This window comes from Lysinibacillus sp. NPDC058147 (assembly GCF_042884205.1).
Lineage (GTDB): Bacteria > Bacillota > Bacilli > Bacillales_A > Planococcaceae > Lysinibacillus.
Map to the genome: position 1 here is coordinate 64,321 of NZ_JBHVUJ010000006.1, position 23,455 is coordinate 87,775.

At 36.2% G+C, this 23,455-nt stretch carries 21 protein-coding genes; 2 read left to right on the plus strand and 19 right to left on the minus strand.

The window, feature by feature from the left end; all coding sequences use genetic code 11:
- Positions 1-24 precede the first annotated feature (24 nt).
- Positions 25-708, plus strand: a complete 684-nt coding sequence (locus ACFVT8_RS17505; RefSeq protein WP_387084290.1) for an MtnX-like HAD-IB family phosphatase — start codon at positions 25-27, stop codon at positions 706-708.
- Positions 709-810: 102 nt separating this feature from the next.
- Here the strand turns inward: ACFVT8_RS17505 and ACFVT8_RS17510 are convergent, their stop codons facing one another.
- The 6 genes from ACFVT8_RS17510 to ACFVT8_RS17535 all read right to left on the minus strand — a co-directional run bounded on the left by ACFVT8_RS17510 (position 811) and on the right by ACFVT8_RS17535 (position 7,034).
- Positions 811-1,422 carry a phosphatase PAP2 family protein gene (locus ACFVT8_RS17510; RefSeq protein WP_387084292.1) on the minus strand — a complete coding sequence of 204 codons (612 nt, stop codon included), beginning with the start codon at positions 1,420-1,422 and terminating at the stop codon, positions 811-813.
- Between the two features lie 313 nt (positions 1,423-1,735).
- Positions 1,736-2,635, minus strand: coding sequence for a hypothetical protein (locus ACFVT8_RS17515; RefSeq protein WP_387084294.1), 900 nt, complete (start codon positions 2,633-2,635; stop codon positions 1,736-1,738).
- A gap of 433 nt (positions 2,636-3,068) precedes the next feature.
- The gene (locus ACFVT8_RS17520; protein ID WP_232733125.1) at positions 3,069-3,683 is read right to left on the minus strand and encodes a response regulator; all 615 of its coding nucleotides are present in this window, start codon (positions 3,681-3,683) and stop codon (positions 3,069-3,071) included.
- Positions 3,667-5,925 (minus strand): sensor histidine kinase, encoded by a 2,259-nt coding sequence (locus ACFVT8_RS17525; RefSeq protein WP_387084722.1) that lies wholly within the window; start codon positions 5,923-5,925, stop codon positions 3,667-3,669. The genes ACFVT8_RS17520 and ACFVT8_RS17525 overlap by 17 nt, the downstream gene beginning before the upstream one ends.
- Before the next feature lie 35 nt (positions 5,926-5,960).
- Entirely contained in the window at positions 5,961-6,119 is a 159-nt protein-coding gene (gene comX / locus ACFVT8_RS17530) for a competence pheromone ComX (RefSeq protein WP_387084296.1), read from the minus strand.
- Positions 6,120-6,131: 12 nt separating this feature from the next.
- The gene (locus ACFVT8_RS17535) at positions 6,132-7,034 is read right to left on the minus strand and encodes a polyprenyl synthetase family protein (protein ID WP_387084298.1); all 903 of its coding nucleotides are present in this window, start codon (positions 7,032-7,034) and stop codon (positions 6,132-6,134) included.
- 495 nt (positions 7,035-7,529) lie between these two features.
- Here ACFVT8_RS17535 and ACFVT8_RS17540 point away from each other — a divergent pair, with 495 nt between their 5' ends.
- Positions 7,530-8,186: a hypothetical protein gene (locus tag ACFVT8_RS17540; RefSeq protein WP_387084300.1), complete on the plus strand. Its 657-nt coding sequence runs from the start codon at positions 7,530-7,532 to the stop codon at positions 8,184-8,186.
- Between the two features lie 267 nt (positions 8,187-8,453).
- Here the strand turns inward: ACFVT8_RS17540 and ACFVT8_RS17545 are convergent, their stop codons facing one another.
- The 13 genes from ACFVT8_RS17545 to putP form a co-directional block, all read right to left on the minus strand.
- Positions 8,454-8,768 carry an antibiotic biosynthesis monooxygenase family protein gene (locus tag ACFVT8_RS17545; RefSeq protein WP_387084302.1) on the minus strand — a complete coding sequence of 105 codons (315 nt, stop codon included), beginning with the start codon at positions 8,766-8,768 and terminating at the stop codon, positions 8,454-8,456.
- Position 8,769: 1 nt separating this feature from the next.
- Positions 8,770-9,780 carry a siderophore ABC transporter substrate-binding protein gene (locus ACFVT8_RS17550; protein WP_387084304.1) on the minus strand — a complete coding sequence of 337 codons (1,011 nt, stop codon included), beginning with the start codon at positions 9,778-9,780 and terminating at the stop codon, positions 8,770-8,772.
- A gap of 62 nt (positions 9,781-9,842) precedes the next feature.
- Positions 9,843-10,604 (minus strand): iron ABC transporter ATP-binding protein, encoded by a 762-nt coding sequence (locus tag ACFVT8_RS17555; protein WP_387084305.1) that lies wholly within the window; start codon positions 10,602-10,604, stop codon positions 9,843-9,845.
- The gene (locus ACFVT8_RS17560; protein ID WP_387084306.1) at positions 10,601-11,554 is read right to left on the minus strand and encodes an iron chelate uptake ABC transporter family permease subunit; all 954 of its coding nucleotides are present in this window, start codon (positions 11,552-11,554) and stop codon (positions 10,601-10,603) included. Before ACFVT8_RS17560 ends, ACFVT8_RS17555 begins: the two co-directional genes overlap by 4 nt.
- Positions 11,547-12,497: an ABC transporter permease gene (locus ACFVT8_RS17565; protein ID WP_387084308.1), complete on the minus strand. Its 951-nt coding sequence runs from the start codon at positions 12,495-12,497 to the stop codon at positions 11,547-11,549. The genes ACFVT8_RS17560 and ACFVT8_RS17565 overlap by 8 nt, the downstream gene beginning before the upstream one ends.
- 527 nt (positions 12,498-13,024) lie before the next feature.
- Positions 13,025-14,077, minus strand: coding sequence for a YkvI family membrane protein (locus ACFVT8_RS17570; protein WP_387084310.1), 1,053 nt, complete (start codon positions 14,075-14,077; stop codon positions 13,025-13,027).
- A 394-nt stretch (positions 14,078-14,471) separates the two neighbouring features.
- The gene (gene menC, locus ACFVT8_RS17575; RefSeq protein WP_387084312.1) at positions 14,472-15,578 is read right to left on the minus strand and encodes an o-succinylbenzoate synthase; all 1,107 of its coding nucleotides are present in this window, start codon (positions 15,576-15,578) and stop codon (positions 14,472-14,474) included.
- A 22-nt stretch (positions 15,579-15,600) separates the two neighbouring features.
- Positions 15,601-16,425, minus strand: coding sequence for a GNAT family N-acetyltransferase (locus ACFVT8_RS17580; RefSeq protein WP_387084314.1), 825 nt, complete (start codon positions 16,423-16,425; stop codon positions 15,601-15,603).
- The gene (locus ACFVT8_RS17585; protein WP_387084316.1) at positions 16,425-17,570 is read right to left on the minus strand and encodes a M20 peptidase aminoacylase family protein; all 1,146 of its coding nucleotides are present in this window, start codon (positions 17,568-17,570) and stop codon (positions 16,425-16,427) included. The genes ACFVT8_RS17580 and ACFVT8_RS17585 overlap by 1 nt, the downstream gene beginning before the upstream one ends.
- Positions 17,571-17,731: 161 nt before the next feature.
- Positions 17,732-18,073 carry a hypothetical protein gene (locus tag ACFVT8_RS17590; protein WP_387084318.1) on the minus strand — a complete coding sequence of 114 codons (342 nt, stop codon included), beginning with the start codon at positions 18,071-18,073 and terminating at the stop codon, positions 17,732-17,734.
- Between the two features lie 363 nt (positions 18,074-18,436).
- Positions 18,437-19,924, minus strand: coding sequence for a peptide MFS transporter (locus tag ACFVT8_RS17595; protein WP_387084320.1), 1,488 nt, complete (start codon positions 19,922-19,924; stop codon positions 18,437-18,439).
- Between the two features lie 408 nt (positions 19,925-20,332).
- Positions 20,333-21,619: a GTPase HflX gene (gene hflX / locus ACFVT8_RS17600; RefSeq protein WP_387084322.1), complete on the minus strand. Its 1,287-nt coding sequence runs from the start codon at positions 21,617-21,619 to the stop codon at positions 20,333-20,335.
- A 164-nt stretch (positions 21,620-21,783) separates the two neighbouring features.
- Positions 21,784-23,271, minus strand: coding sequence for a sodium/proline symporter PutP (gene putP, locus ACFVT8_RS17605; protein ID WP_387084324.1), 1,488 nt, complete (start codon positions 23,269-23,271; stop codon positions 21,784-21,786).
- Positions 23,272-23,455: the final 184 nt, after the last annotated feature.

The following is a 23,455-nucleotide window of genomic DNA, read 5'->3' on the forward strand; positions in this document are numbered from 1 at the left end:
TTTTTTTTTGAAGGGGGAAGTAGCTTGAAACCAATTATTTTCTGTGATTTCGATGGCACTATAACAGAAACAGATAATATCGTCTCACTAATGACTCAATTCGTTCCAGAGGAATCTGAGAAAATTGCTAAAGCAATGATGGAACAAACTATAACTTTTAAAGATGGCGTTTCAGCAATGTTCGAACTATTATCAACTAAACAAAAGGATGCTGTGATCCAATATTTATTGGATACGGCTATTGTACGTGAGGGCTTCGGCGATTTCGTTCGTTTTGCACAAGAGAAACATATTCCGTTTTATATTGTTAGTGGGGGTGTCGATTTTTTCATTGAGCCACTATTAAAAAAATACGGTCCATTTTCTGGTATATATTGTAACAGCGCTGATTTTTCCGGACAACACATTAAGCTCATCTTTCCAAATAGCTGTGATGAAGAATGTGCGAAATTTGAGACACAGGGTTGTGGTTGCTGCAAGCCAAGCGTTATGCGAAAAGTTACAGAGAGTAATCATTTTAAAATCGTGATTGGCGATTCACTTTCTGATTTTGAGGCAGCAAAACAGGCAGATTTAGTACTTGCTAGGGATCATCTTATTAAACGCTGTAAAGACCTCCATCTTCCTTATGAGTCCTTTGAAACTTTCTATGATTGCTTAGAAGTCGTAAAAAAGCTTATGGATGCAGAAACGGCTGTTTCAATGTAATTGCAACTCTTAGTGAAATGATGGCGGTATGTTTAGAAGTGCCGCCCTTATTTCTACATAACAAAGGGAGCCATCTTCAATTAGATGGCTCCCTTTCTAAATTCATCGTTTATTTTTCGCCTTAAAAAATCTCTTTCGACGTTCATACCAAATTACACAAATGATAAACCACGTATAACCCATACTCCATCCGGCCAATACATCTGAAGCAAAATGACGGGCTCCAGCAATTCGAGACAAACCAATAAGTACAGTTAGAACAATTGCTCCAAACCAAAGCAATGTCTTACGTCCCTTGCTATTGTTCTCCGAAAAAATATAGGCTACTGTAAATAAATACAAGATACCGGTCATAGCATGTCCAGAAGGAAAGCTATAAGATGTTAATTGTTCCTCAATCTCAGGTCTTGGCCGTTGCACCCATTTTTTCAATAATTGATTAAGTACATTCCCACCTGCAATTGTTAACAAAACAAATAATATACCTCGATTATTTTTTACCTTCCATGCTAAATACACTATTAATACTATAGCTACAGTTACCACAAATGCTGGCTCACCTATATAGTGAAAAAATTCTATAAAACGATTACCGAAAAATAAATCAGCCATTTTTGTATCAAAAGTATTGATTAATTTACTTTGAAAAGTAACTCGTAGCACAAAAAAGATAATGAGCGTTAATATCGCTAAAGGATAAGCCCATTTTTTCATATAATACTCCACCTCAAAACTATATGCTGCTATATTTTTCACATCATATCATATTTAAATCAGTTAGAGGTGAATTTGCTTTTTATCCCGTGTAAAACTCCCAACGTAAAGTTAAGCACAAGGTTATTTCCCCGTAAATGCTGGATTGGTGGAGACTAACCCAATGTGCCCCCTCTTTCCTGGGGAATGACAAATGTTTTTACTTCTGCTTTATTAAAATAATTTGAAAAAGCTAATGCAACGATAAATAAAATTGCGACGATAGGTACTATTTTTCTAAACAAAATATACACTTCCTCATCTTCAGTCTGAATTATTTTAATAGTACTGGATCGAATAACCAATCCTTTGGCCCGAAGTTTTCATCCTTCTCTCCTCTTACCTCACGAGATATATTGTTTTTAATAATTAATTCTCTAAACTTTCTACTGAACAAAGTTTTTCGATATAAATATCTTCCGTCATGGCTCCATTCTGCCGAGAAGAATACATCATTTTTTATATTAGTTAAATCTTTACGCTTATAAATATCCGGACCATTGATTACTCCACTTAATCCGCAACGACATGGCGGTTGTTCTGTCGCAAAATACAATTTAACTCTTTCAGTGCTGCATTCTGGTAATACTTGTGTCGGAAAAATTTGAAAAGCTTTTTGCTTCCCTTCTTCCGGTCCCTGATGAATAACCTCTAAAAGTTCATAGCCTTTAATATCCTCTTGCTTCATTAAATTCACTAATTCCTGTGAAGCAACCCAATATCCGCTTACATGAACTAGATGGCGGTCTTTCATTTCTGTTGTATCTATCACTAATGGAGAAAGCTGCTCTTTTTCCATTAGTCCGCAATGCTGGCAATGGGTGCTTATAGAAAATAAAGTCCCTTTATCATCTATAAACATATCAGGTGAGTTACCTGTTGAGTTTAATGTGAACAATGGTGCTTGCTCATATTCGTAATCTGAAAAGTCAAAGTAAAAACGTTCTCCGATTGAAACAATCCCTAATTCGTGTTCCAATGATTTATATAATGCTGCTACATGTTCATATGTGACATCTTCATTTAATGTAAAAATAGGATTGAATGATGCCTTTAATTTTCTTTTTCTTATTTCAGGTGCACCGATAAAAATACCATAACGATTATAAACTTTAATGACTTGATCTTGACTAGATTCATCTATAGAAAATAAATTTTCAAGTTCTACTTTCAAAATACACGCCTACCTTTATATAAAGTTTTATGGTGAAGTATGTTGACTAGCTAGTAACTTTAAAAAAATCTACAATCTCTACTTTATTCATAGATAGTCAGGCTCTTATTTTAATCGAAATCTTATATAGTAATACTTACTATAGCAAATCTACTTAACCACGATTAACTTAAGCGTACCAGTACTTACACCGACATTTCAATGTTGGGTTTACGCCAATTTTTTGGCGGTCTTTGCCCCGATTTTTGGCGTGATTTGGCGGACATACAAAAAACACCGCCAAATTTTGGCGGTGCTACACGAAAATTATAGGTATTTAGAATCGGAATTTAGGTATAATTAACTAAGTAAAAATATGGTATTACAAACAACCTAAACTCTCCCTTTTTATAGAAAAATATACCAATGAAAATAAGTATAGCATACAGACAATTTATAGTAAATTCATTCTTTCTGCAAGATTTACTGCCTCTGTCCGAGAATCTACATTCAATAAAGAAAACAGCTGAGTTAAATATCTTTCAGTTGTTCGCTGAGGTATATTTAACTCTATAGCAATCGCTTTATTCGTATGTCCTTCTGCAATTAGTCTTAAAATTTTCTTCTCTTTTTCATTTAAATGAATATCGAGTTTTGCATCTTGCAATTTAAACTTATTATCGAGAAAATCCAAGAAATTTTGAGGTAAAACAATTTCTCCATTTGCAATGGCCCGAACAGTTCGCAAAATTTGTTCCTTAGATGCTGTTTTAGCTAAAATACCTTCTATTTTCCGTTCTAAAATAAGTGGATAATAATCAGTAATATCATCACCAGTATAAAGGATAATTGAAGCATTTGACTGGATAGCTTTAATGTTCCGTCCTAAATTAATACCATTTTCTAACGGCATATTTATATCAATTAAGTAGATATCATATGGTTTGTTTTTAATTCTCTGAATGACATGAGTTGCATCACTCTCTGTATCAACTATAATATCTTCATTTTCTTGAAATAAATTTTTTGTTCCCTCTAATACAATAGGGTGATCATCCACTATGAGCATCGTAATCAAGTGTATCACTCCCTTCTTTTACTGTAATTCTAATAGACATTCCTTCATTAGCCTGCGTATCGATGTAAAACTGCCCGTTAAAGGCCTTTACACGCTCTTGCATACCTTGAATTCCCATCGAATCTGCGATAATAATATCTTCAATATTACAACCTACACCATCATCCTTATAGATGATTTCAAAACCATTGTCCATTTCCTTCAAATGAATTTCAACTGTTGTTGCATAGGAATGTTTTAAAGCATTGTTGAGTAATTCTTGAAACAATCGATAAATCATTAAATTCATACGCTCATCCTCTAAATAAAGACGATCGATCGTATAAATTAACACAAAACTAGATCTTTCTATTACTTTGCGAATTAGCTTTTCTAATGCAGCATTTAACCCTAGTGTATCTAATAATGGGGGCTTCAAGTTTTCACAATAAGCTCTTAAATCATGTAAAGATGTAACCATCTGTCTATGAATTTTTGCAAGTTTTCGCTGAGTATCTGCTGTATCCTTCGCATTGACTAGGGCATCAACCTCCCTGGCAATATGAAGTTGCTCTTGCAAATTTGTATCATGTAATTCTTGAGCTAATTGATATTTTTCCTCTTCAAACCTTAACCATAATAACTTGTTTAGCCAAGGCACTTGACTATCATCTGCTTGCCTCATATGCTTTAATTCCTCTAACAGTTCTTCTACCATCTTTGTATTTTCAATAAAATTGTTTACATATAATAAGAGCAATTCAAGCCATAGAAGCTCTTCATCTTTTAAATGAATCGAATTATTATGTCGCAATACTAAGGCTCTTTTATAATGAGCATCTTGATGGAGGAATGCTAGATAGACTTGGTCGAATTTTTTAATTTCCCCTAATTTTAAATCTTCCATTAACATCGGATTAATCGGAAGACTGCCCTCAACTTTTGATATAAATTGCTTTTTGTCATAGTCATAAGTTAAGACAAATACATGTTCGAGCTCAAGATGTAAAGAAACTTCTTGAACAAATTTCTCTAGTAGATTATCTATTCTTATTGTTTTACCAATCTTATCTACAGCTGTATATAACTGATGTATATAGTCCCCTTTTGTAGAAAATAAGATTTTTCGTTTTCGGTAATCGACCTTCTCTTTTATGTAAAAAAGAATAACTAACGATGTAAAGGTAAAAAATGAAACACCTGATATTACAGTCGTCGTTAAATATTTTCCTGCAATCCAATACAGCCCAATCATAAACCACAAAGTAAATAGCAATGAAAAAATTACATAATAACGTAACCTAGTAATATGATATTCGATATCAAATAGCCGATCTGCTAACTGCGTAAAGATAAAGCTAAAAGGAATAAGCAATAAAAATAAAGAGCTGACTTCACCTGAAAGAATATACTTACCAAAAAAGATTTTAGGGAGTGAATATAAAAAAAGAAATGGCAGAAACGGTATTAATATACTGATTAACAATATTTTCAACTGAGGTGATTTATATTTGAAATAGCTTAGCAATAATATACCAAGTATAGTAATAAGGAGAATGAAGAAAAGGACTAATACTACATTAGCAAAAAAATAATACGAAGCAGGATAGAAAATACTAATACAGCCCAGTAAAAAAGAGATTACAGGGAATATATAAAAGAATTTGATATTGTTTGTAAACACCCAATTTGTTTTTATAAATGAATAATAATCTCTTAAAAAATGTAAAAGTATGACCAAACATAATACCATACTACTACGATTTACTATTATCCCAATTCCATTTAATCTACTAGCTACTCCACTACTTACATAAGCTAATGAAACCGTTAACATAAAAAGAATAAGTAAGTTAGTAAGCTTTGTGTTCTTTTGATTAAAATGTAGATAGATAGTAATAAATAGAGTTAATAAAAAATAACAAGCCGGAAATAGTAATATATTGTAAAATTTAGATGGAACATCCAATAGTTTGATATGTATGTCTTTTGTTTCACCATTAGGCTTCATTATGGTTATTTTATTAGCAGCTACTATTTTAGATTTATATTTCACCTGATTTAGATGATCCATTGGCACATCATCTACTTTTAAAATAACATCAGATGAAGAAATGTTCTTCCACCCTGTCCAGTCTTCATAATAAGGTTGCGTTACTACCCACTTGCCATTCTCTTTTTCTACCCCAATGTCTAATAACGGCCCACTATAATTCATACAATTCAGATAAATACCAATCACTAAATAGAGCATTATAGTGGGCCAAAACAACTTTTTACTCAAAAAATTTATTCCCAAGCTTCACTTTTTAACTCTACTTCACTACTAAACGCATCTAAAATTGCCTTTTGTTCTATAGGCGAAATTCCAATCAATGAAGCTTTTTGTGCTATTAATAGCCCAACTAGATCTGGATTTTTTTCTAGATATTGAATTACATTCATCATACATATCTCTCCTTATTTCATTAGTTTTTTTAAGTAGTCTTTACCTACTTCATTTATAGCTACATTTTCAAGAGTATTTAATGCTTTAAACTTGAATACATTTTTAATAGTAATTGCATAACGTATTGCACCACCGTTTGTCAACTCATTTTCCGTAGCATTATTATCCAAAATTGTAGCTATATCATCATTATAATAGTTTACAATAGACTTTGAAACATCATTTTTCTGTGCTAAAAGATAAATAATAGGCAAAGAGTATCTTTTATTTAGCAAGTCATTTTTAGGTCCCCAAGTTTTTAAACTTTGAATATCGTTTTTAATTTGTTGGATAATACCTATGTATTTCCCATACTCCTCAACTTCGGAAGATGTCACTCCTTTTGCAAGTACTTCACCAATCAAGCAACCCATTGCTGTTAAAGAACCCGACTTTTGTTCAATCATTTGTAAATATGATTGCTCATCCCTACAAGTATTAAGTAAGTCTAGTTGCTGACCGTTTATACTTCGTAATGCATAATCCTCTAATATTTGAATAGCAGTATTTTTGTGTTCAAAGGAAGTCTCACGTATAGTTCTAGAAGCCATAACTAGCATAGCTAAAGCAGCATTTAATGATAGTTCAGGCGTTTTAGTCCAACTGTAATCTGAATCCTTGTCCTGCAAATCATCGATAATATCAAAAGATAAAATTAAAAGTTCGATAGCTGCGGCAACTTTATAGATGTCCTCGTTTAAGCAATCTGTAAATGCTTTATAATGCCAATAACATAGCTTACCAAAGGAATAGCCAACCGCCTTCTTTTCTTCCTTAAAAACTTTTAGCATTGATCGTAGTTCATGACCTATCAATGCCTCGTTCTCAATTAGATTGTCCAATGATTTATTAATTTGTTCGTCAAGCCCCTGCAATAGTCCTCTCCTCCCTTAAGTATGTTATTAAATAGTATACAGATTAATGGGAAATAATACTAGACAGCAAATTAATAAGGAAATATTTTACAATAAAACTCAAACGAAAATACCGCCAAAAAGTGGCGGTATTTATCGTAGGCACGCCAATTTTTTATTAAGAAGTAGTAAAACAAGTGGCGGTGATATATTATTGACCGCCATTTTTTTGGCGTAAACTCACCATTGAAATGGCGTCCACACTGGTGATACGCTTAAATAGGCTAAGATAAATTTGTATTTTGTTTATATACTAATCTTTGATTAATTCAAAGTTACAAGGTTCATCGCTGAAAATTAGAAAAAGAGATTGCCGTGCGACTTCTTGGAATTGAAGTCACACTAAACACCCATTCGGAATGAAAATCCTTCTACGTTATCGTGATGAGCCATTTCATATAGGAATCATTTAAATCTATTTACAAGGAAATTCTCGAAACACTGGGAGTGATTGAAATGAAAAATGAAGTAAATGAAAAAGTTTTAATACTTACAGCTAATTTCTCTTGCGTAATTTTTGTATCTGAAGAAGAAATCACCATTAAAAAACCTTCGAAAGAGCAGCAATATATTGAGCAAATAATTATAGATGCTGAGCAACAGGCTTTTCAAAAAACATTAGCAGAGTATAAAAGCAAATCTACATTTTCAGATTTTATTTGCAATATTCCTGGATTTGAGGATACTTTTCAGCAAAAGCTAGACAGTTTTATTGAACAATATGGAATTATAAGAGTATCTGAAGAAAGTCTGCCTATGTTGCCTTTAATAAGTCCATTCACCTCTGGACTAAACATACATGCACCTATAATCTATACGTCACCAAACTTTAGTATTATAAATGCAAGAGGCAATTGCCCTAGCACTTCTTCTATTGGAAATGCTGTTAAAATCGGAGAAACAGTCGGCTTACCTGTTTATCTCCATAATTCACAATTGGAGATGGAGATGGAGATGTCCTCTTTAGGAAAATTTACTACTGTAAAGGAAGCAAATTGCGTTTCCGAACAATCGACTGCCAATTTTACTGGGCTTTCCATTAGTGAAAGTGGTATTTCCTTTAATATTACTACGGCATCTAATGCAAGGAATAGCGCATCCATTAAACATTAATACTAGACACTGGGTTTGGCACAGGTATAAATATGTGCCAAGCCCTTCTTCCTTAATATTGTTCTGCCATTTTAATAGTTCTATTAGGTCGCATCGATGGCTTTTTCCGTCGCTCTGGCGGTTCTTTCCGTCTCTCTATCCGCTACCTTCGCTCCTCTATCCTCCACTTTGACGATCTATCATTGCATTTCTATCGGACAATGCAATGATTCTAGTCTTACTTATAAAAAAGGTGCCTCAAATGAACTTTGAGACACCTCTAAATTATTAACCTTTTACATAATAAACTTCTTGGCCGCTTTCGATGATATGATCAGGCTTCGGTTTACCAGCACTTGCTCTATGACCAGCAATATGTTCAGGACTCTTCTCCCAATTTTTCCATGCTTCTTCTGATTCCCATCGAACCACAATTAACACTTCCTCATCACCACGTCGTACTTTTTTTACAAGTACTTGTTTATCAACAAAGCCCGGCTGTTGTTCAAGCAATGATGGACCATCTTTTTTGGCACCAAAACGCTCAACGACTTTATCCGAATTCCCTTCCGTTACGACAATACGTTTAATTTGTACAAACATATTATTTAAACACCTTTAGAACATCTTCAACTTTTTGAGTTTCAGAAGTTAAACCGCCACCAGATAAATACCAAACTTGTGGATCTAAATAAACGATTTTACCGTTCTTCGCAGCGTTAGTAGCACTAACGATTTCGTTTTCAATTGCAGCTTTTGTACCAGACTCACCTTCTGGATTTACAGCAGCATCACGGTCAACTACGAATAAAATATCTGGGTTTGTATCACGTACATATTCAAATGATGCGTTAGCACCGTGTGTAGAAACTTCAATTTTTTCATCAGCAGGTTTCACACCGTATACATCATGGATAACACCGAAGCGTGAACCAGGACCATAAGCAGATAATGAACCTTCAGAACCTAGAACGATTAAAGCTTTTTCTTTAGCTGAAGCTGTTTTAGCTTTAACTTCTTCTACTTTTGCTTCGTATGCAGCAAATGCATCAGCAGCTTCTTTTTCTTTACCAAAAATCTTACCAGCTAATTCAGTTTTTTCTTTGAATGATTCCATAAAGTTTTGATCATCTACACCTACAAATACAGTTGGCGCGATTTTAGATAATTCATCGTAAGCAGATGCTTGACGACCAGAAATGAAAATAATGTCTGGATTCATAGAAGAGATTGCTTCAAAATCAGGCTCTTTTAAACCACCAACATTTACATAATCTTTACCAGAATATTTGCTTAAATATTTTGGAACTGATTTTTGTGGAACACCTGCAACTTTAACACCTAAAGCATCTAAAGTATCAAGGAAACCATAGTCAAATACAACAACATTTTCAGGCTTTTTATCAAGCGTTACTTCTTTAAAAGTCTCTTCACCATCTTTGATAGCTGGGATTGTTAGTGGGTAAGATGTTGCTTCTTCCTTTTGCTCTTCAGCAGGCTTTTTGTCAGTTGAAGATCCTTTATTTTCTTCTTTTGCTTCTTCCTTAGAACCGCAAGCAGCTAATACTAATAGCATCATCGCCATTAATACAGTAAGTAATTTCCAATTCTTCATTGTAAAATTGCTCCTTTAAATTTATTTTATAGTTAATAGATGGCGATTCCATCTTTACTATACTAAGAGTTAAAATAAACGCAAATGCGACAGCCATTCTGTTCTTGCACAGGGATATCCATATCATAGATTTCCTTAAGCGCATCAGAGTTGATGATGTCATTTGTTGGACCATCTTTAACTACACGGCCATTTTTTAATGCAACAATATGATCCGAGTATACGGAAGCGAAGTTAATATCGTGTAATACGATGACAACTGTTTTCCCTAACTCATCAACGAGCTTACGCAAAATTTTCATGATTTGCACAGAATGCTTCATGTCTAAATTGTTTAGCGGCTCATCCAGCAAAATATAGTCTGTGTCCTGTGCAATAACCATAGCGATAAATGCACGTTGACGTTGACCGCCCGATAATTCATCCAAATAATTATGCTGAATATCATCTAAATTCATATATTGAATTGCTTCATCTATTTTTAGCTCATCCTCAGGCTTTAAATTTCCTTTCGAATAAGGGAAACGCCCAAATGAAACAAGCTCACGAATTGTTAGGCGTACATTCATATAGTTTGACTGTTTTAAAATGGATACTCGCTTAGCAAATTCGTCTGATTTCCAACGACGTACATCTGATTTATCGAGTAATACTTCCCCAGTGTCTGCATTAAGTAAACGGCTTACCATTGAAAGCAATGTTGATTTACCTGCACCATTCGGTCCAATAAAAGACGTTATTTTCCCTGGAGCAACGTCGACACTGACATCTTGAATGACCGGTTTTTTCCCAAAATACTTGGAGAGTTCTTTTACTTGGATCATCCTGCTGACCTACTTTCCTTCAATAATAAGTAGATGAAGTACACGCCACCTACGAAGTTTATAATAACGCTTAGTGTTGTATCGAAATTAAAAATACGTTCGACCATCCACTGTCCACCGACTAGAGCTACAATACTCATTACACAAGAACCTGCGATTATCACAGAGTGCTTGTACGTCTTGAAAAATTGATACGATAAATTTGCCACGATTAAGCCAAAGAACGTAATAGGCCCAACTAGAGCTGTAGAAACGGCAATTAATACTGAAGATAATATGAGCATTCGCTGTACAAGCTTGTCATACGGCACCCCTAGGTTAATTGCTGTATCACGACCAAGAGACATGACATCTAATTGGTTCATATGACGCCAGCCGTAAATAAAGGTAATGATTATGACAACACCTGCCAGCCAGACTAAATCCGAATTGACATTGTTGAAGCTTGCAAACATTTTACTTTGTAAGCTTAAAAATTCATTCGGGTCTATTAACACTTGGAAGAACGTCGTTACGCTTCCTAAAAATGTTCCGACAATCATACCGACAAGCAGCAAGAAATAAATCGGACGTTTTCCTTCCTTGAACAATACGCGATAAAAAATCACCGCAAATACAACCATAGCTAAAACAGCTAGTAAGAAATTGTATTTGGCATTAATAACGAATATCGACATAGAGCCAAAGAAGAAATATATGAACGTTTGAACCATCATATATAATGCATCAAGTCCCATTACACTCGGCGTTAAAATACGGTTATGTGTAATCGTTTGGAAGACTACCGTTGAATAAGCAATCGCAATCCCTGTTAACGACATCGCTACCACTTTAATAAGGCGACGAGGGAACGCATAATGATAGTTACCATTAAGTTCATAAAATACATATAGTAAAATAGATGCTATAGCCAAACCTAGTAAAATCAACATTTTTGTACGGTTACGCATATGCCTTCCCCCTAAACAACATAATTAGGAAGATTGCACTTCCGATGACACCTACAGTCATACTAATCGGAATTTCATAAGGGAAAATCAGTACACGCCCTACAATGTCGCAGAATAACAAGAACGACATACCTAGCAATGCTGTATGTGGCAATGTCTTAGCAAGATTATCCCCTTTGAACAGCGAAATAATATTTGGAATGATTAAACCAAGGAACGGTATCACACCAACTGTTAGCACCACCGTCGTCGAAATAAGTGCTACTAACACTAAACCTAAATTCACAACGAATTTATAGGAAAGACCAAGATTTTTTGCAAAATCCTCACCCATTCCTGCCACTGTGAAGCGGTTCGCATAAATGTAAGCTAAAATCAGCACGGGTACACTTATGTATAAAAGCTCATAACGACCTTTCATCATTAATGAGAAATCTCCCTGTAACCATGCAGAAATGTTTTGGATAATATCCGCCTTATACGCAAAGAACGTTGTAATTGATGAAAGGATATTCCCAAACATTAAGCCAATAAGCGGTATAAAGATCGCATCTTTAAACTTTATTCGATTTAATATTTGCATAAACAATAATGTGCCGGCTAAAGCAAATATGAAAGCGAAGGAAATTTTTTGAAAGTACGTGACATTTGTGAAAAACATCATCGAAATTAGTACCCCCAACTTTGTAGCATCTAACGTACCTGCTGTCGTTGGTGACACGAACTTATTCCTACTTAAGCTTTGCATAATTAAACCAGCAATACTCATACCTGCACCTGCTAACAAAATTGCTACAAGTCTCGGTATACGACTAATAAAAAATAGTCTAGTTTCTTCTGATTCGAAGTCTAATAGATCACTCGGTTTTATATCAACGACTCCGATAAATAGTGAAACTATAGACAGCACAACAGTTGCTGTTAAAAGATATCTTTTTTTCATTGTAATCCCCGGTAGATTCATTTTTGCTCGCAACACTCATTGAAAATGATTATCATTACTCACGATTCTCATTATAAGCGTGTTTCCATTCTCAGTCAACCTTCAATTGAGAATTATTCTCGTTTTATTTGATAATCATTAAAAAATGAGCATTCTCAACGGAATATTTACATTTAGTGTTATTTATGAAGATAAAAATTTCTACATTTTTCACATAAATAAAAAAGTAATTGAGAATAAAATACTGATTTCTTCTCAATTACCTTATCAAATCAATTATGCCTCGGCATAATTGCCGCTGACGCTTCGCTTTCGCGCAGAAAACATTTGCCGCTGACGCTTCGCTTTCGCGCAGAAAACATTTGCCGCTGACGCTTTACTTTCGCTACAGATAAATTGCCACAGGACGTGGCGTTCTTAGACTGAGCTCCTCTATTTTAGCGGATGTATGGACACCCACGGAAAAGTCACTTAAAACCACATTCATCTCACTACCTATAGAAGTGAGATACTCCAGCTGAAAGAAGTTAAGTCATTCGTCGAACGCCTTTTAACCACGCAAAAATAATTAAAACGATTAACACCAAACCGACATATCCCATCACAGCATATAGCTTGGCTACAAGTGTCGTAAAACCAGCAAGACTTGCTAAAAAGGCCAAACCACCGATAAAAACGGCAGTTACCTTAAAACTAGCTTTATTAGGTTTTAAAAATCTCACCATAAATGAATAGAACATCCCCACTGCTGTATTATAAATCATCCCTAATAAGGAAAAGGACATCAATAGACCAATCAGAGGATGAATTTCATTTGCCAAAGCTAGCATTGGTATATCAATGCCAACGATTACATTCATTTTTGCAAGAAGAGACAGGTTAATAAGTAGAATTAAAGCTCCAAGCAAAATTCCACCAATAATACCTCCCAGCCCCGCCACTTTTTCATTGCGAATAGACCCACACATAACAGTTAAAAGCGAAAAACATACACCGATATTAAAAGACAAATACAGTAAAGCAGTAACCCACCAGCTGTTAGAACTTACCTGTGCTTGTTGTGCAATAACAGCTTGTTCGACAAAGGTTAAATCCATCGTAGCTAATGAATAGATTGCTATTATCGAGACAATTGCTAGCAGGTAGGGTGTAGCAATTGCAATAACGTTTATGATGCTCTTCACATTCATCATAACTGTCGCTATAGTAAGTACAATCATACAAATGCTCCCCAGCCAAACTGGTAGTCCAAACATTTGATGTAACGTAGCACCCGCTCCTGCAAACATGATTACTGCTACGCCGAATAAGAAGAGCGACAGTAAATAATCCATCACCAAACCTACAGCATCACCTGAAATTTGATAAATTAAATCCTTGTGCGATGTCGTACGTAGTCTTGAGCTAATTTGAGCAATGCACATTCCTACTAAAGCAAAACCAAATGTAGCAATAAGTGCACCATAAATTCCTTGAAAGCCATAGCTCGTAAAATATAGTACGATTTCCTGCCCTGATGCAAATCCCGCACCGACGATAATTCCTACATAGGCACCACCGATTTGCAAACTTTTTTTCAATCAGTTCTCTCCCTGTTTATCCTATTATTGGGATCATCACCAAAACGTATGGTTGATTTCCGTTCCGGCTGGGCGCTTTTATCGCTGCCGCTTCGCTTTCGCGCAGAAAACATTTGTTGTTGCTGTCGCTACGCTTTTGCACAGAGCAGAGCTTCCTGGGGGCGTCCGATGAGCCGCTTGGGCCAACAGATGTTTTTTGCGCGAAAGCGTAGTGCTAACGTAGCGGCAGCAGCACGATGTTGGTCACGAAGGCGTTATCACAGGGCGTGATGGTTTTACCCTTCGTTCCTCTATCGCTAATCCCTAAGGAGTCGCCCTGCCTCCACTCCAGTCAACTTATTTACATAGTAGACGTTTTCCCAAAAGTCATCCACAACATTTGCTGATGAGCCTATTATTGATAGACTTTCTTACTGATTGTTAGCTTATCAATTACTTTCATATTAAGTGTATATCCAATTCCGGCCGTTTGTGGCACACGAATATACCCATCCTCTACAACTACTTCAGGTGTAATGATATCCTCATACCAATAATGACTAGAGCCTGCAGTATCCCCAGGCAGCACAAAATTAGAGAGCGACGTTAATGCAATATTATGTGCTCGTCCGATTCCTGCCTCTAACATACCGCCGCACCAAACGGGAATATTATTTTCCTTACATAAATCATGAATTCTTCTTGCTTCTGTTAACCCGCCTACACGTCCTATTTTTATATTAATAACACCACAACTACCTAGCTCTATCGCTTTTCGCGCATCTTCATAAGAGGTGATGCTTTCATCTAAGCAAATAGGCGTTTTTAACTTTCGCTGTAGCTTTGCATGATCGACAATATCATCTACAGCTAATGGCTGCTCAATCATTAATAAATTAAATGCATCAAGTTGCTGCAATACAGCCATATCGTTCAATGTATACGCAGAATTAGCATCTACCATCAATGGCAGATCAGGCATTTCAGCTCGAATAGCTCGAATAACTTCTACATCGTGACCAGGTTTTATTTTCACTTTTACTCGTTTATAGCCTTTATTTACATGTCCTTTTAATAAATCCATTAATGCTTCTGTGGAAGATTGAATTCCTACGCTAACGCCTACCTCTATTTGCTCCTTATCTCCGCCTAACGCTTGAGCAAGTGATTGTTTCGTTTGTTGAGCGTAAATATCCCATATAGCCCCTTCAATAGAGGACTTCGCCATGCAATTACGACGAATAGAGGAGAACAAAGCACTAACTTCATCTGGATGCCCAATCTCTTTATGTAACAAGATAGGGATTAAGAAGTCTTCAAGCATATGCCATGTTGTTTTTAATGTCTCCTCTGTATACCAAGGCGCTACAAAGGCCACAGCTTCTCCCCATCCTACAGTTCCTGACTGATCTATCGCTTCTATAAGTAAGAGTTCTTTTTCATCTATTGTGCCAAAACTCGTTGTAAACGGTGCTTTCATAGGCATTTTTATATGTCTAACTATAATCTGGTTTAGTTTCACAAGATTTCACTCCTTATCCTTATTATAAAGCTAATAAGGAGCGTCTGACTAATAGATAGCTATGAACATATTCCTTATTCTTTTTCATTCGAACAATCGCATAATTTTGCTCAAACAATGTCGTTAAAATAGTACGAACTTTAAAACGCCAGTCCTCTGCAAGTTTAGGACTCTCTACTTTCATCTTTTGTAAATATTGAGGAATGGGCAATAAATAGGCGTCCTTATAATATAATTGCTCGCGCTGAAATTCACCATCAATATCGAGCACTGGTAAGCCATCTACCGTTAAAGACCACGGTACAACTTCTTCAGCTCCTTCTTCTAGTTCATCCAAGGAATCCTCCACTCGATCGCGTTCAATCCACCATTCTACAACAATTCGATCTGACGGTAGCCCATCGTTAAAATCATCCTTGAGCGGACCATAATAATCATTCTCATACTGAAAACTAAAGGCATTGAGCTTCAAAAATGATAAATTAGCCATACATGCTTCTAGCGGATCAAATAGCCAAATTACAAGCTGGAACCCATGTTCTTTTGCATATTCCTGTTGGGCATGCTTTAATAATTCACCTACACCTTGTTCACGATATGTTTTCTCAACACCAATCATGTGTGAGTGTAAATACATTTTTCCGTGTCGATAGCCAACAAAGCAATAGTTAAAGCCAATCAGCTTTTCGTCTAAATACGCTCCAAGGACTAATCCACCATTTTGTACAACTGCTAACAATTGATGCGAGGGAATAGCCTGACTCCCCCAAATACTTTCGTTCAAAATTTGTACTTCTGCAATCTCTGTAGGTGTAATTATTTTTTGAATACGCACTCTTTCTAACATTATGCTGAACCCTCCTTTGTATTCCCCGACTCCAATGCTAACAATACCGCTCTTGTAAGGATTTCAACCCCCGTTACAAGCCTCGCCTGCTTAAATTTCATCTTTGGATGATGTAGCCCCGGTGTTACCCCACAACCTAAACCTAACATCGTAGATTTTAAATGTGGGCGTTGAACAGCATAGTGATGAAAATCTTCGCCTCCAGGTGTATGAACTGGCTTTCTTAAATTAGACAACCCTGTTGCTTGCACGATCGCCTGCTCCATAATATTTTGAGCAGTTGGATCTACCTCAGCAGCTACTATATTTGCTACTGTACGTAATTCAATTTGCACTTTATGCAAGATCTTGGAAGAATCAATCACCCTTTTTACTCCCTGTGCAAGTGAATCCATCACATTATTTTGTTGAGCTCGTATATCAATGGTGAACGATGCACTTCCAGGAATAATATTACCGGATTCTCCTCCAGCATGGAATTTGGTCATCTTAATTGATACAGGGACCATTGGGTCTGTATGAAGTGTTCTTAAATCTTCGATAATAGTTGCTCCTACTTCAATGGCGTTCACGCCGAGATGCGGTCTTGCCGCATGGGCATCTTCTCCAATGATTTCCCCCTCAAGTAATCGAGAGGCTCCATGATACAACGCGGCACAATATGTACCGTCTTCAAGCTCATGGACAGGTCTTACATGGACACCAAATAAAAAGTCTAAATCATCAATGATTCCTTCTTTTAAAACTGATAAAGCACCCGTTCCTTTTTCTTCAGCTGGTTGAAAAATTACACGAATTGTACCGTTGAATGATGGAGCAAGCTCTTTCAAAAGTAATAGAGCACCGATTGCCATTGTCATATGTCCGTCATGACCACAGGAGTGATTCGCACGAAATTCACCATCTACTTCCTGCCATAACGCATCCATGTCCGTACGCAAACCGACTTTAGGACTACCACTTCCTATATCAACATAAAGTCCTGTACTGTTTTTAAAGCGTATTGGTGAAAAACCTTCACGTGCTAGTAAATCAACAATATAATTCGTTGTTTCTACCTCCTGCCAGCTTATTTCTGGATTCGCGTGCAAATACGTGAAAATCTCCATTAATCTTGGCCTCAAATGACTTAAAGCTTCCTTCATACCATCCAACCCCTTAAATTATCATACTATTAAGATTATTATAACGAAAATGAGATCTTTTCACACAAAAAACATATTCCCGCATTCAGATTCAGAAAATTAACTACATTTTACGGTGATAAATGGCTCACCGCATAACGTGTGGTTGATTTCCGTTCCGACTAGGCGCTTTGTTGTTGCTGTCGCTTCGCTTTCGCACAGATAAAAACATTTGTTGCTGTCGCTTCGCTTTCGCACAGATAAAACATTTGTTGCTGTCGCTTCGCTTTCGCACAGATAAAAACATTTGTTGCTGTCGCTTCGCTTTCGCACAGATAAACATTTGTTGCTGTCGCTTCGCTTTCGCACAGATAAACATTTGTTGCTGTCGCTTCGCTTTCGCACAGATAAAACATTTGTTGCTGTCGCTTCGCTTTCGCACAGATAAAAACATTTGTTGCTGACGCTTCGCTTTCACACAGATAAAACATTTGTTGCTGTCGCTTCGCTTTCGCACAGAACAAAGCTTCCTGGGGGGTTGCTGATCCCCAAGGAGTCGCCTAGCGGGAACGTAGATTAGCTTCTTTACATAGCATACGTTTTAAAAAAATGTTATCCCAAACTTTTGATGACGAGCCAAAAAAAAATACTAGAGTCAATAGAAACATTGAGTCATAGCATTATAAAAATAGTTATTCATTATGTATGTTTGAATGCTTTATGTCGTTCTATCCGTCACTTTTGTTTCTACGGGCACAACTTTCAACTTTCTGACGAATAGTTGCCACCTCCTCGGTTTGTTAATTCAAACACTAATATCAAATGCTCTTTAATACACAAAAAGATGCAAGTACAGTTATTTGAATAACTGCACTTACATCTTTTGATTAGTTAATACCTCGCATCGCCTTTGAAATAATTGGTGAAAGCACTAATATTATGATCCCGAGAACAATTGCTAATGAGCCTAAGAAACCGAAATATGTGAATTCACTTACCACTTCATAGACTTTTACAAGTTGTGCGTTGATTGCTTGCGCTGCTGCGCTTGTTAAAAACCAAAGTGACATCGTTTGTGCAGCAAAAGCCTTTGGAGCCAATTTTGTAGTAACTGACAATCCTACTGGCGATAATAATAACTCCCCAACCACAACTAAAAAGAATGATAATACTAACCATAATGGGCTTACTAAATCTGTACCACCAGATAAATACGCTGGAAGCATCATCACTAAGAATGACAATCCTGCAAAGAATAGTGCATAAGCGAATTTACGCGGTGTAGATGGTTGCTTATCTCCCCACCTCATCCATAACATAGCAAATAATGGAGCCATTGTAACGACGAATAAAGGGTTTAACGATTGGAACCAAGAAGATGGAATATGCACACTACCAATATCCAATTGTGTACGTCTATCCGCAAACGTTGCTAAAATAGTTGCCCCCTGTTCTTGGATTGCCCAAAACATTACAGCCGATATAAACAAAGGAATATAAGCAAGCACTCGAGACTTCTCGTCCTTCGTTGTTTTCTCACTGCGATACATATAAATAAAGAACACCGTCGGAATTAATACACCTAGTGTTGTAATAATTAAACTAAAAACATTCATTGTTAGTACGCCAGTTTTAATACCAATTGTCCCAGCAATAATAATAAGTAGAGCTATACTTCCAAATCGTGTAAAGACTTTTTTACGTTCTTCAGGCAGTAACGGGTTGTTTACCTGTAATCCTGCTATCCCTAAATATTTTTTCTCTGTTAATTTATAAATAATTAAACCAACTAACATTCCGATCCCTGCTAGACCAAAGCCTAGGTGGAAATTATACTTTTGTCCAATTGTTCCGACAATTAATGGTGCAAGGAATGATCCCATATTAATACTCATATAGAAAATTGAAAAACCCGCATCACGACGACTATCTGTCTCAGCATACATATCTCCGACAATGCTTGAAATGTTCGGTTTTAATAAGCCTGTCCCAATAACAATAAATGCCATCGAAGTAAATAACATGCTTACGCCACCAGGTAACGCTAGCAGTAAATGGCCCAACATAATGAACACGCCACCATAGAAAATGGTTCTACGTGTACCTAGTACTCGGTCAGCAACCCAACCACCGAGTATCCCGGACATGTATACCATTGATCCGTAGATAGCCATAATGGAGTGCGCTGTTCCTTCTTCTAAACCTAGACCGCCTTCATGCAATTCATAATACATAAAGAAGATCAGAATTGCTCGCATACCGTAATATGAGAATCGTTCCCAAAATTCAGTGAAAAATAATGTAAAGAGCCCTTTAGGGTGTCCGACAAAGCCATTTTGAGGGACGGATTTTACAATTTCATCTTTAGTAGACATAAAAATATCCTCTCCCAATTTCATTATTCAATAAAAATATTATTCCCCATTTACAATGGATAAAAACTTTATTTCATCATACTAAAGCGTTTCCAAAACTTTTTCAAGAGTTTTAAAAAATGTTGAAATCTTACGTCTTTTCTTTAAATTCAGAATGATTTTAGTAGAATTGTACCAAACCTATTGATATTCCTAAGTTTCCCGATTCTTTAATATCTACTATATCATAAAAAGTTATGAAATTATTCTAAAATATTTAATAATCCGATTTTTTACTTTTTAAACAAAAAAGCTAGCATTATCTATAATTTTATTCACAGCGGTATAAATTCGCTTTTCCGATTACAAAAAAGCAGGCTAGAAACACGAAGTGCTTCTAGCCTACTTTTAAAACAATGCTGTGATTGATTATTTAATTACATATTGTTGGAATTTTGCATAATCCGCTTCTTTTATCTCTATTGCTAGTAGCGTACCGTTTTCTTCGTATGCTGTTTCATGGACAGAGGCATATTCATTTAAATAAGAGACGATATTTCCCTGTTCATACGGAATAAGCATTTTACATGTTACATAATTAGAGAAAATATGCTGACGTATCATTTGCAATAATTCCTCTAATCCAATCCCTTGCTTCGCTGAAATCCAAATATTATCACCGCTAATAACAGGGTAAGGAACGTTTGCTATATCCGCTTTATTATATACATAAATTGTCGGAATCCCTTCAACACCAACTGCTTTGAGCGTTTCATTTGTTACTTCCATCATAAAGCCGTGCTCAAAATTGGAAACATCTACAACATGGAGTAATAAGTCGGCATCACGAGCCTCTTCCAATGTTGAGCGGAATGCCTTCACTAAATGATGCGGTAATTTGCTAACGAAACCAACTGTATCTGTTAATAAGAATGTCTTTTTATCAGGTAATTCTATTTGACGGACGGATGTTTCAAGTGTAGCAAAAAGCATATCCTTCTCAAACACTTGTTTATGATCTTCCTGCCCTATTTTCGTAAGTAACTGATTCATAATCGTTGACTTACCAGCATTCGTATAGCCAACAATAGAAACGACAGGAACAGCATTTTTGCGTCGTTGTTTACGCTGCGTCTCTCGTTGCTCCTTTACATGCTCTAGCTCCTTCTTTATTTTCGAAATCTGATCCTCTATTTTTCGACGGTCTAGCTCAAGCTTTGTCTCACCAGCACCACGGTTTTTAAAGCCACCCCCTGTGCCACCACCTTGACGGCTGAGAGATGCATGCAAGCCGACTAAGCGTGGTAGCATATATTGTAATTGTGCTAACTCGACTTGCATCTGTGCTTCACTTGTTTTAGCACGACGTCCAAAAATATCTAAAATCAACATCGTTCTATCAATAACCTTCGTCTCTAAATCACGTTCTAAATTACGGATTTGCGAAGGTGATAATTCATCATTAAAAATCACTAAATTTGCTTGTGCTTCATCATAAAAGTTTTTTATTTCCTCAATTTTCCCTGTTCCAACATAATGAGATGGCGTAACTCGCTCTAAATTTTGTGTGACAATGCCAGCAACTTCAACATTTAAAGCTTCAGCTAAATTTTTAAGCTCCTCCATTGAATAATTAAAATGCTCATCATTCCGTAAATTTACGCCAACTAAAATAGCTTTTTCCAACAATATATCTACCTCTTTAATTCTATCCATCCACAAACCTCCCACCAATGCCTTGTTGCTACTACGACAAATTTTCTTCATCTTACCATATAATGCCCTAATTCGTGTCGTTTACAAATTATCTCCCATCTTTAGTAACATATATATTGTAAAAATGCGCCTTCTAAGCAAAAGGCGCACTTCATTCATTTTATTTACTTACGTTCTTCTTTTAGTAATACTTCAGTGCGATTGAATTCGTCTTCAATATCTTTATTCGGTCTATATGTCAAAATACTAACAATAACTGCAACGATTAAGCACACTATGAAGCCTGGAACAATCTCATATAATGAATCAGCTAAGAATTTTATTTTTCCCCAAACAAAGGCCGTTGCAGCACCAGCTACCATCCCACTGAGCGCTCCGTAATTCGTTAATTTCCTCCAATACAATGACAGCAATATTACAGGACCGAACGCTGCACCGAAGCCAGCCCAAGCAAAGCCCACTAAATCTAAAATAGAACTATCTGGGTTCCATGCTAAAATCCCTGCGACAATAGCTACAACTAAAACAGCCACACGGCCAACAAAGACATAATGCTTATCATCTGCCGTTTTATTAAATAGAGCTTTGTAAATGTCTTCTACAAGCGCAGACGAAGTAACAATTAATTGTGATGATATTGTACTCATAACTGCGGCTAAAATGGCAGCTAGCATTATACCTGCAATAAATGGATGGAATAAGATTTGGCCAAGTACAATAAATACTGTCTCAGCGTCCTTTAATTCACCTGCATTTTGCTCATAATAAGCCACACCTACTAAAGCTGTTGCAATCGCTCCTAGTAAACTTAACATCATCCAGCCAATACCGATACGACGAGCCTGCGTTGTTTCTTTTACTGAGCTTATTGCCATAAAGCGTACGATAATATGTGGTTGTCCAAAATAACCTAATCCCCATGCAAGTGATGAAATAATTACTGCAGCAGTTGCATTTGAAGATAATAAGCTTAGGTGTTCAGGATTTACAGCTTTAATGGATGATATTGTGTCTCCAATTCCGCCTGTCAAAAATAAACCAAATAACGGTACACTTATAAGTGCTAAAAACATAATAAGTCCCTGTAAAAAGTCTGTATAACTAACCGCTAAAAAACCTCCAAATAATGTGTATGCTACAACTACTGCAGATACAATTAATAGGCCAGTATGGTAGTCATAGCCAAATGAGCTATCAAAAAACTTACCCCCTGCAACCATTCCTGAAGAAACATAAAATGTAAAAAAGATTAAAATAATGATACCTGACGCAATTCTTATTAGCTTAGTATTGTCACGTAAACGATTATCTAAATAACTCGGAATAGTAATTGAGTCATTAGCAACTTGTGTATATACACGCAGCCTCGGTGCTACCAATAGCCAATTCAAATATGCGCCAATTGTTAACCCAATGGCAATCCAAGCTTTGGAAAGTCCAGCTAAATAGATTGCACCCGGCAAACCCATTAACAGCCAGCCAGACATATCTGCTGCACCTGCGCTCAGCGCTGTAACAGCAGGGCCTAACGAACGCCCACCAAGCATGTAATCCGTTAAATTTGATGTTTTCCTAAATGCATACCAACCGATTCCTAGCATGGCGATCATATAAATAATAATCGCAAGTAATTGATACATGTTTTCAGACATATTTTTCCCCCTGTTTCCCCTTTGATGTGTTGTTGTTGCTGACTCTTTGCTTTCGTTACAAAAGACAATCGCTGAAATAAACTAAAATGTCAGTATAATTAAAATACCACAAATATACAAAATATCCTATAAATATTCAAAAAGTACATTCTGAAATTTATACTAGCATCGCATTTCATAAAAT

Excerpts from the sequence above, each read along its gene's own strand:
- ACFVT8_RS17580 (WP_387084314.1), bottom strand. The coding sequence starts at position 16,425 with ATGTTAGAAAGAGTGCGTATTCAAAAAATAATTACACCTACAGAGATT.
- ACFVT8_RS17585 (WP_387084316.1), bottom strand. The coding sequence starts at position 17,570 with ATGAAGGAAGCTTTAAGTCATTTGAGGCCAAGATTAATGGAGATTTTC.
- ACFVT8_RS17595 (WP_387084320.1), bottom strand. The coding sequence starts at position 19,924 with ATGTCTACTAAAGATGAAATTGTAAAATCCGTCCCTCAAAATGGCTTT.
- ACFVT8_RS17525 (WP_387084722.1), bottom strand. The coding sequence starts at position 5,925 with ATGCTCTATTTAGTGATTGGTATTTATCTGAATTGTATGAATTATAGT.
- ACFVT8_RS17555 (WP_387084305.1), bottom strand. The coding sequence starts at position 10,604 with ATGATCCAAGTAAAAGAACTCTCCAAGTATTTTGGGAAAAAACCGGTC.
- ACFVT8_RS17510 (WP_387084292.1), bottom strand. The coding sequence starts at position 1,422 with ATGAAAAAATGGGCTTATCCTTTAGCGATATTAACGCTCATTATCTTT.
- comX (WP_387084296.1), bottom strand. The coding sequence starts at position 6,119 with ATGATGAATGTAATTCAATATCTAGAAAAAAATCCAGATCTAGTTGGG.
- ACFVT8_RS17565 (WP_387084308.1), bottom strand. The coding sequence starts at position 12,497 with ATGAAAAAAAGATATCTTTTAACAGCAACTGTTGTGCTGTCTATAGTT.
- ACFVT8_RS17520 (WP_232733125.1), bottom strand. The coding sequence starts at position 3,683 with ATGCTCATAGTGGATGATCACCCTATTGTATTAGAGGGAACAAAAAAT.
- ACFVT8_RS17545 (WP_387084302.1), bottom strand. The coding sequence starts at position 8,768 with ATGTTTGTACAAATTAAACGTATTGTCGTAACGGAAGGGAATTCGGAT.
- ACFVT8_RS17540 (WP_387084300.1), top strand. The coding sequence starts at position 7,530 with ATGAAAAATGAAGTAAATGAAAAAGTTTTAATACTTACAGCTAATTTC.
- ACFVT8_RS17550 (WP_387084304.1), bottom strand. The coding sequence starts at position 9,780 with ATGAAGAATTGGAAATTACTTACTGTATTAATGGCGATGATGCTATTA.
- ACFVT8_RS17560 (WP_387084306.1), bottom strand. The coding sequence starts at position 11,554 with ATGCGTAACCGTACAAAAATGTTGATTTTACTAGGTTTGGCTATAGCA.
- hflX (WP_387084322.1), bottom strand. The coding sequence starts at position 21,619 with ATGGATAGAATTAAAGAGGTAGATATATTGTTGGAAAAAGCTATTTTA.
- putP (WP_387084324.1), bottom strand. The coding sequence starts at position 23,271 with ATGTCTGAAAACATGTATCAATTACTTGCGATTATTATTTATATGATC.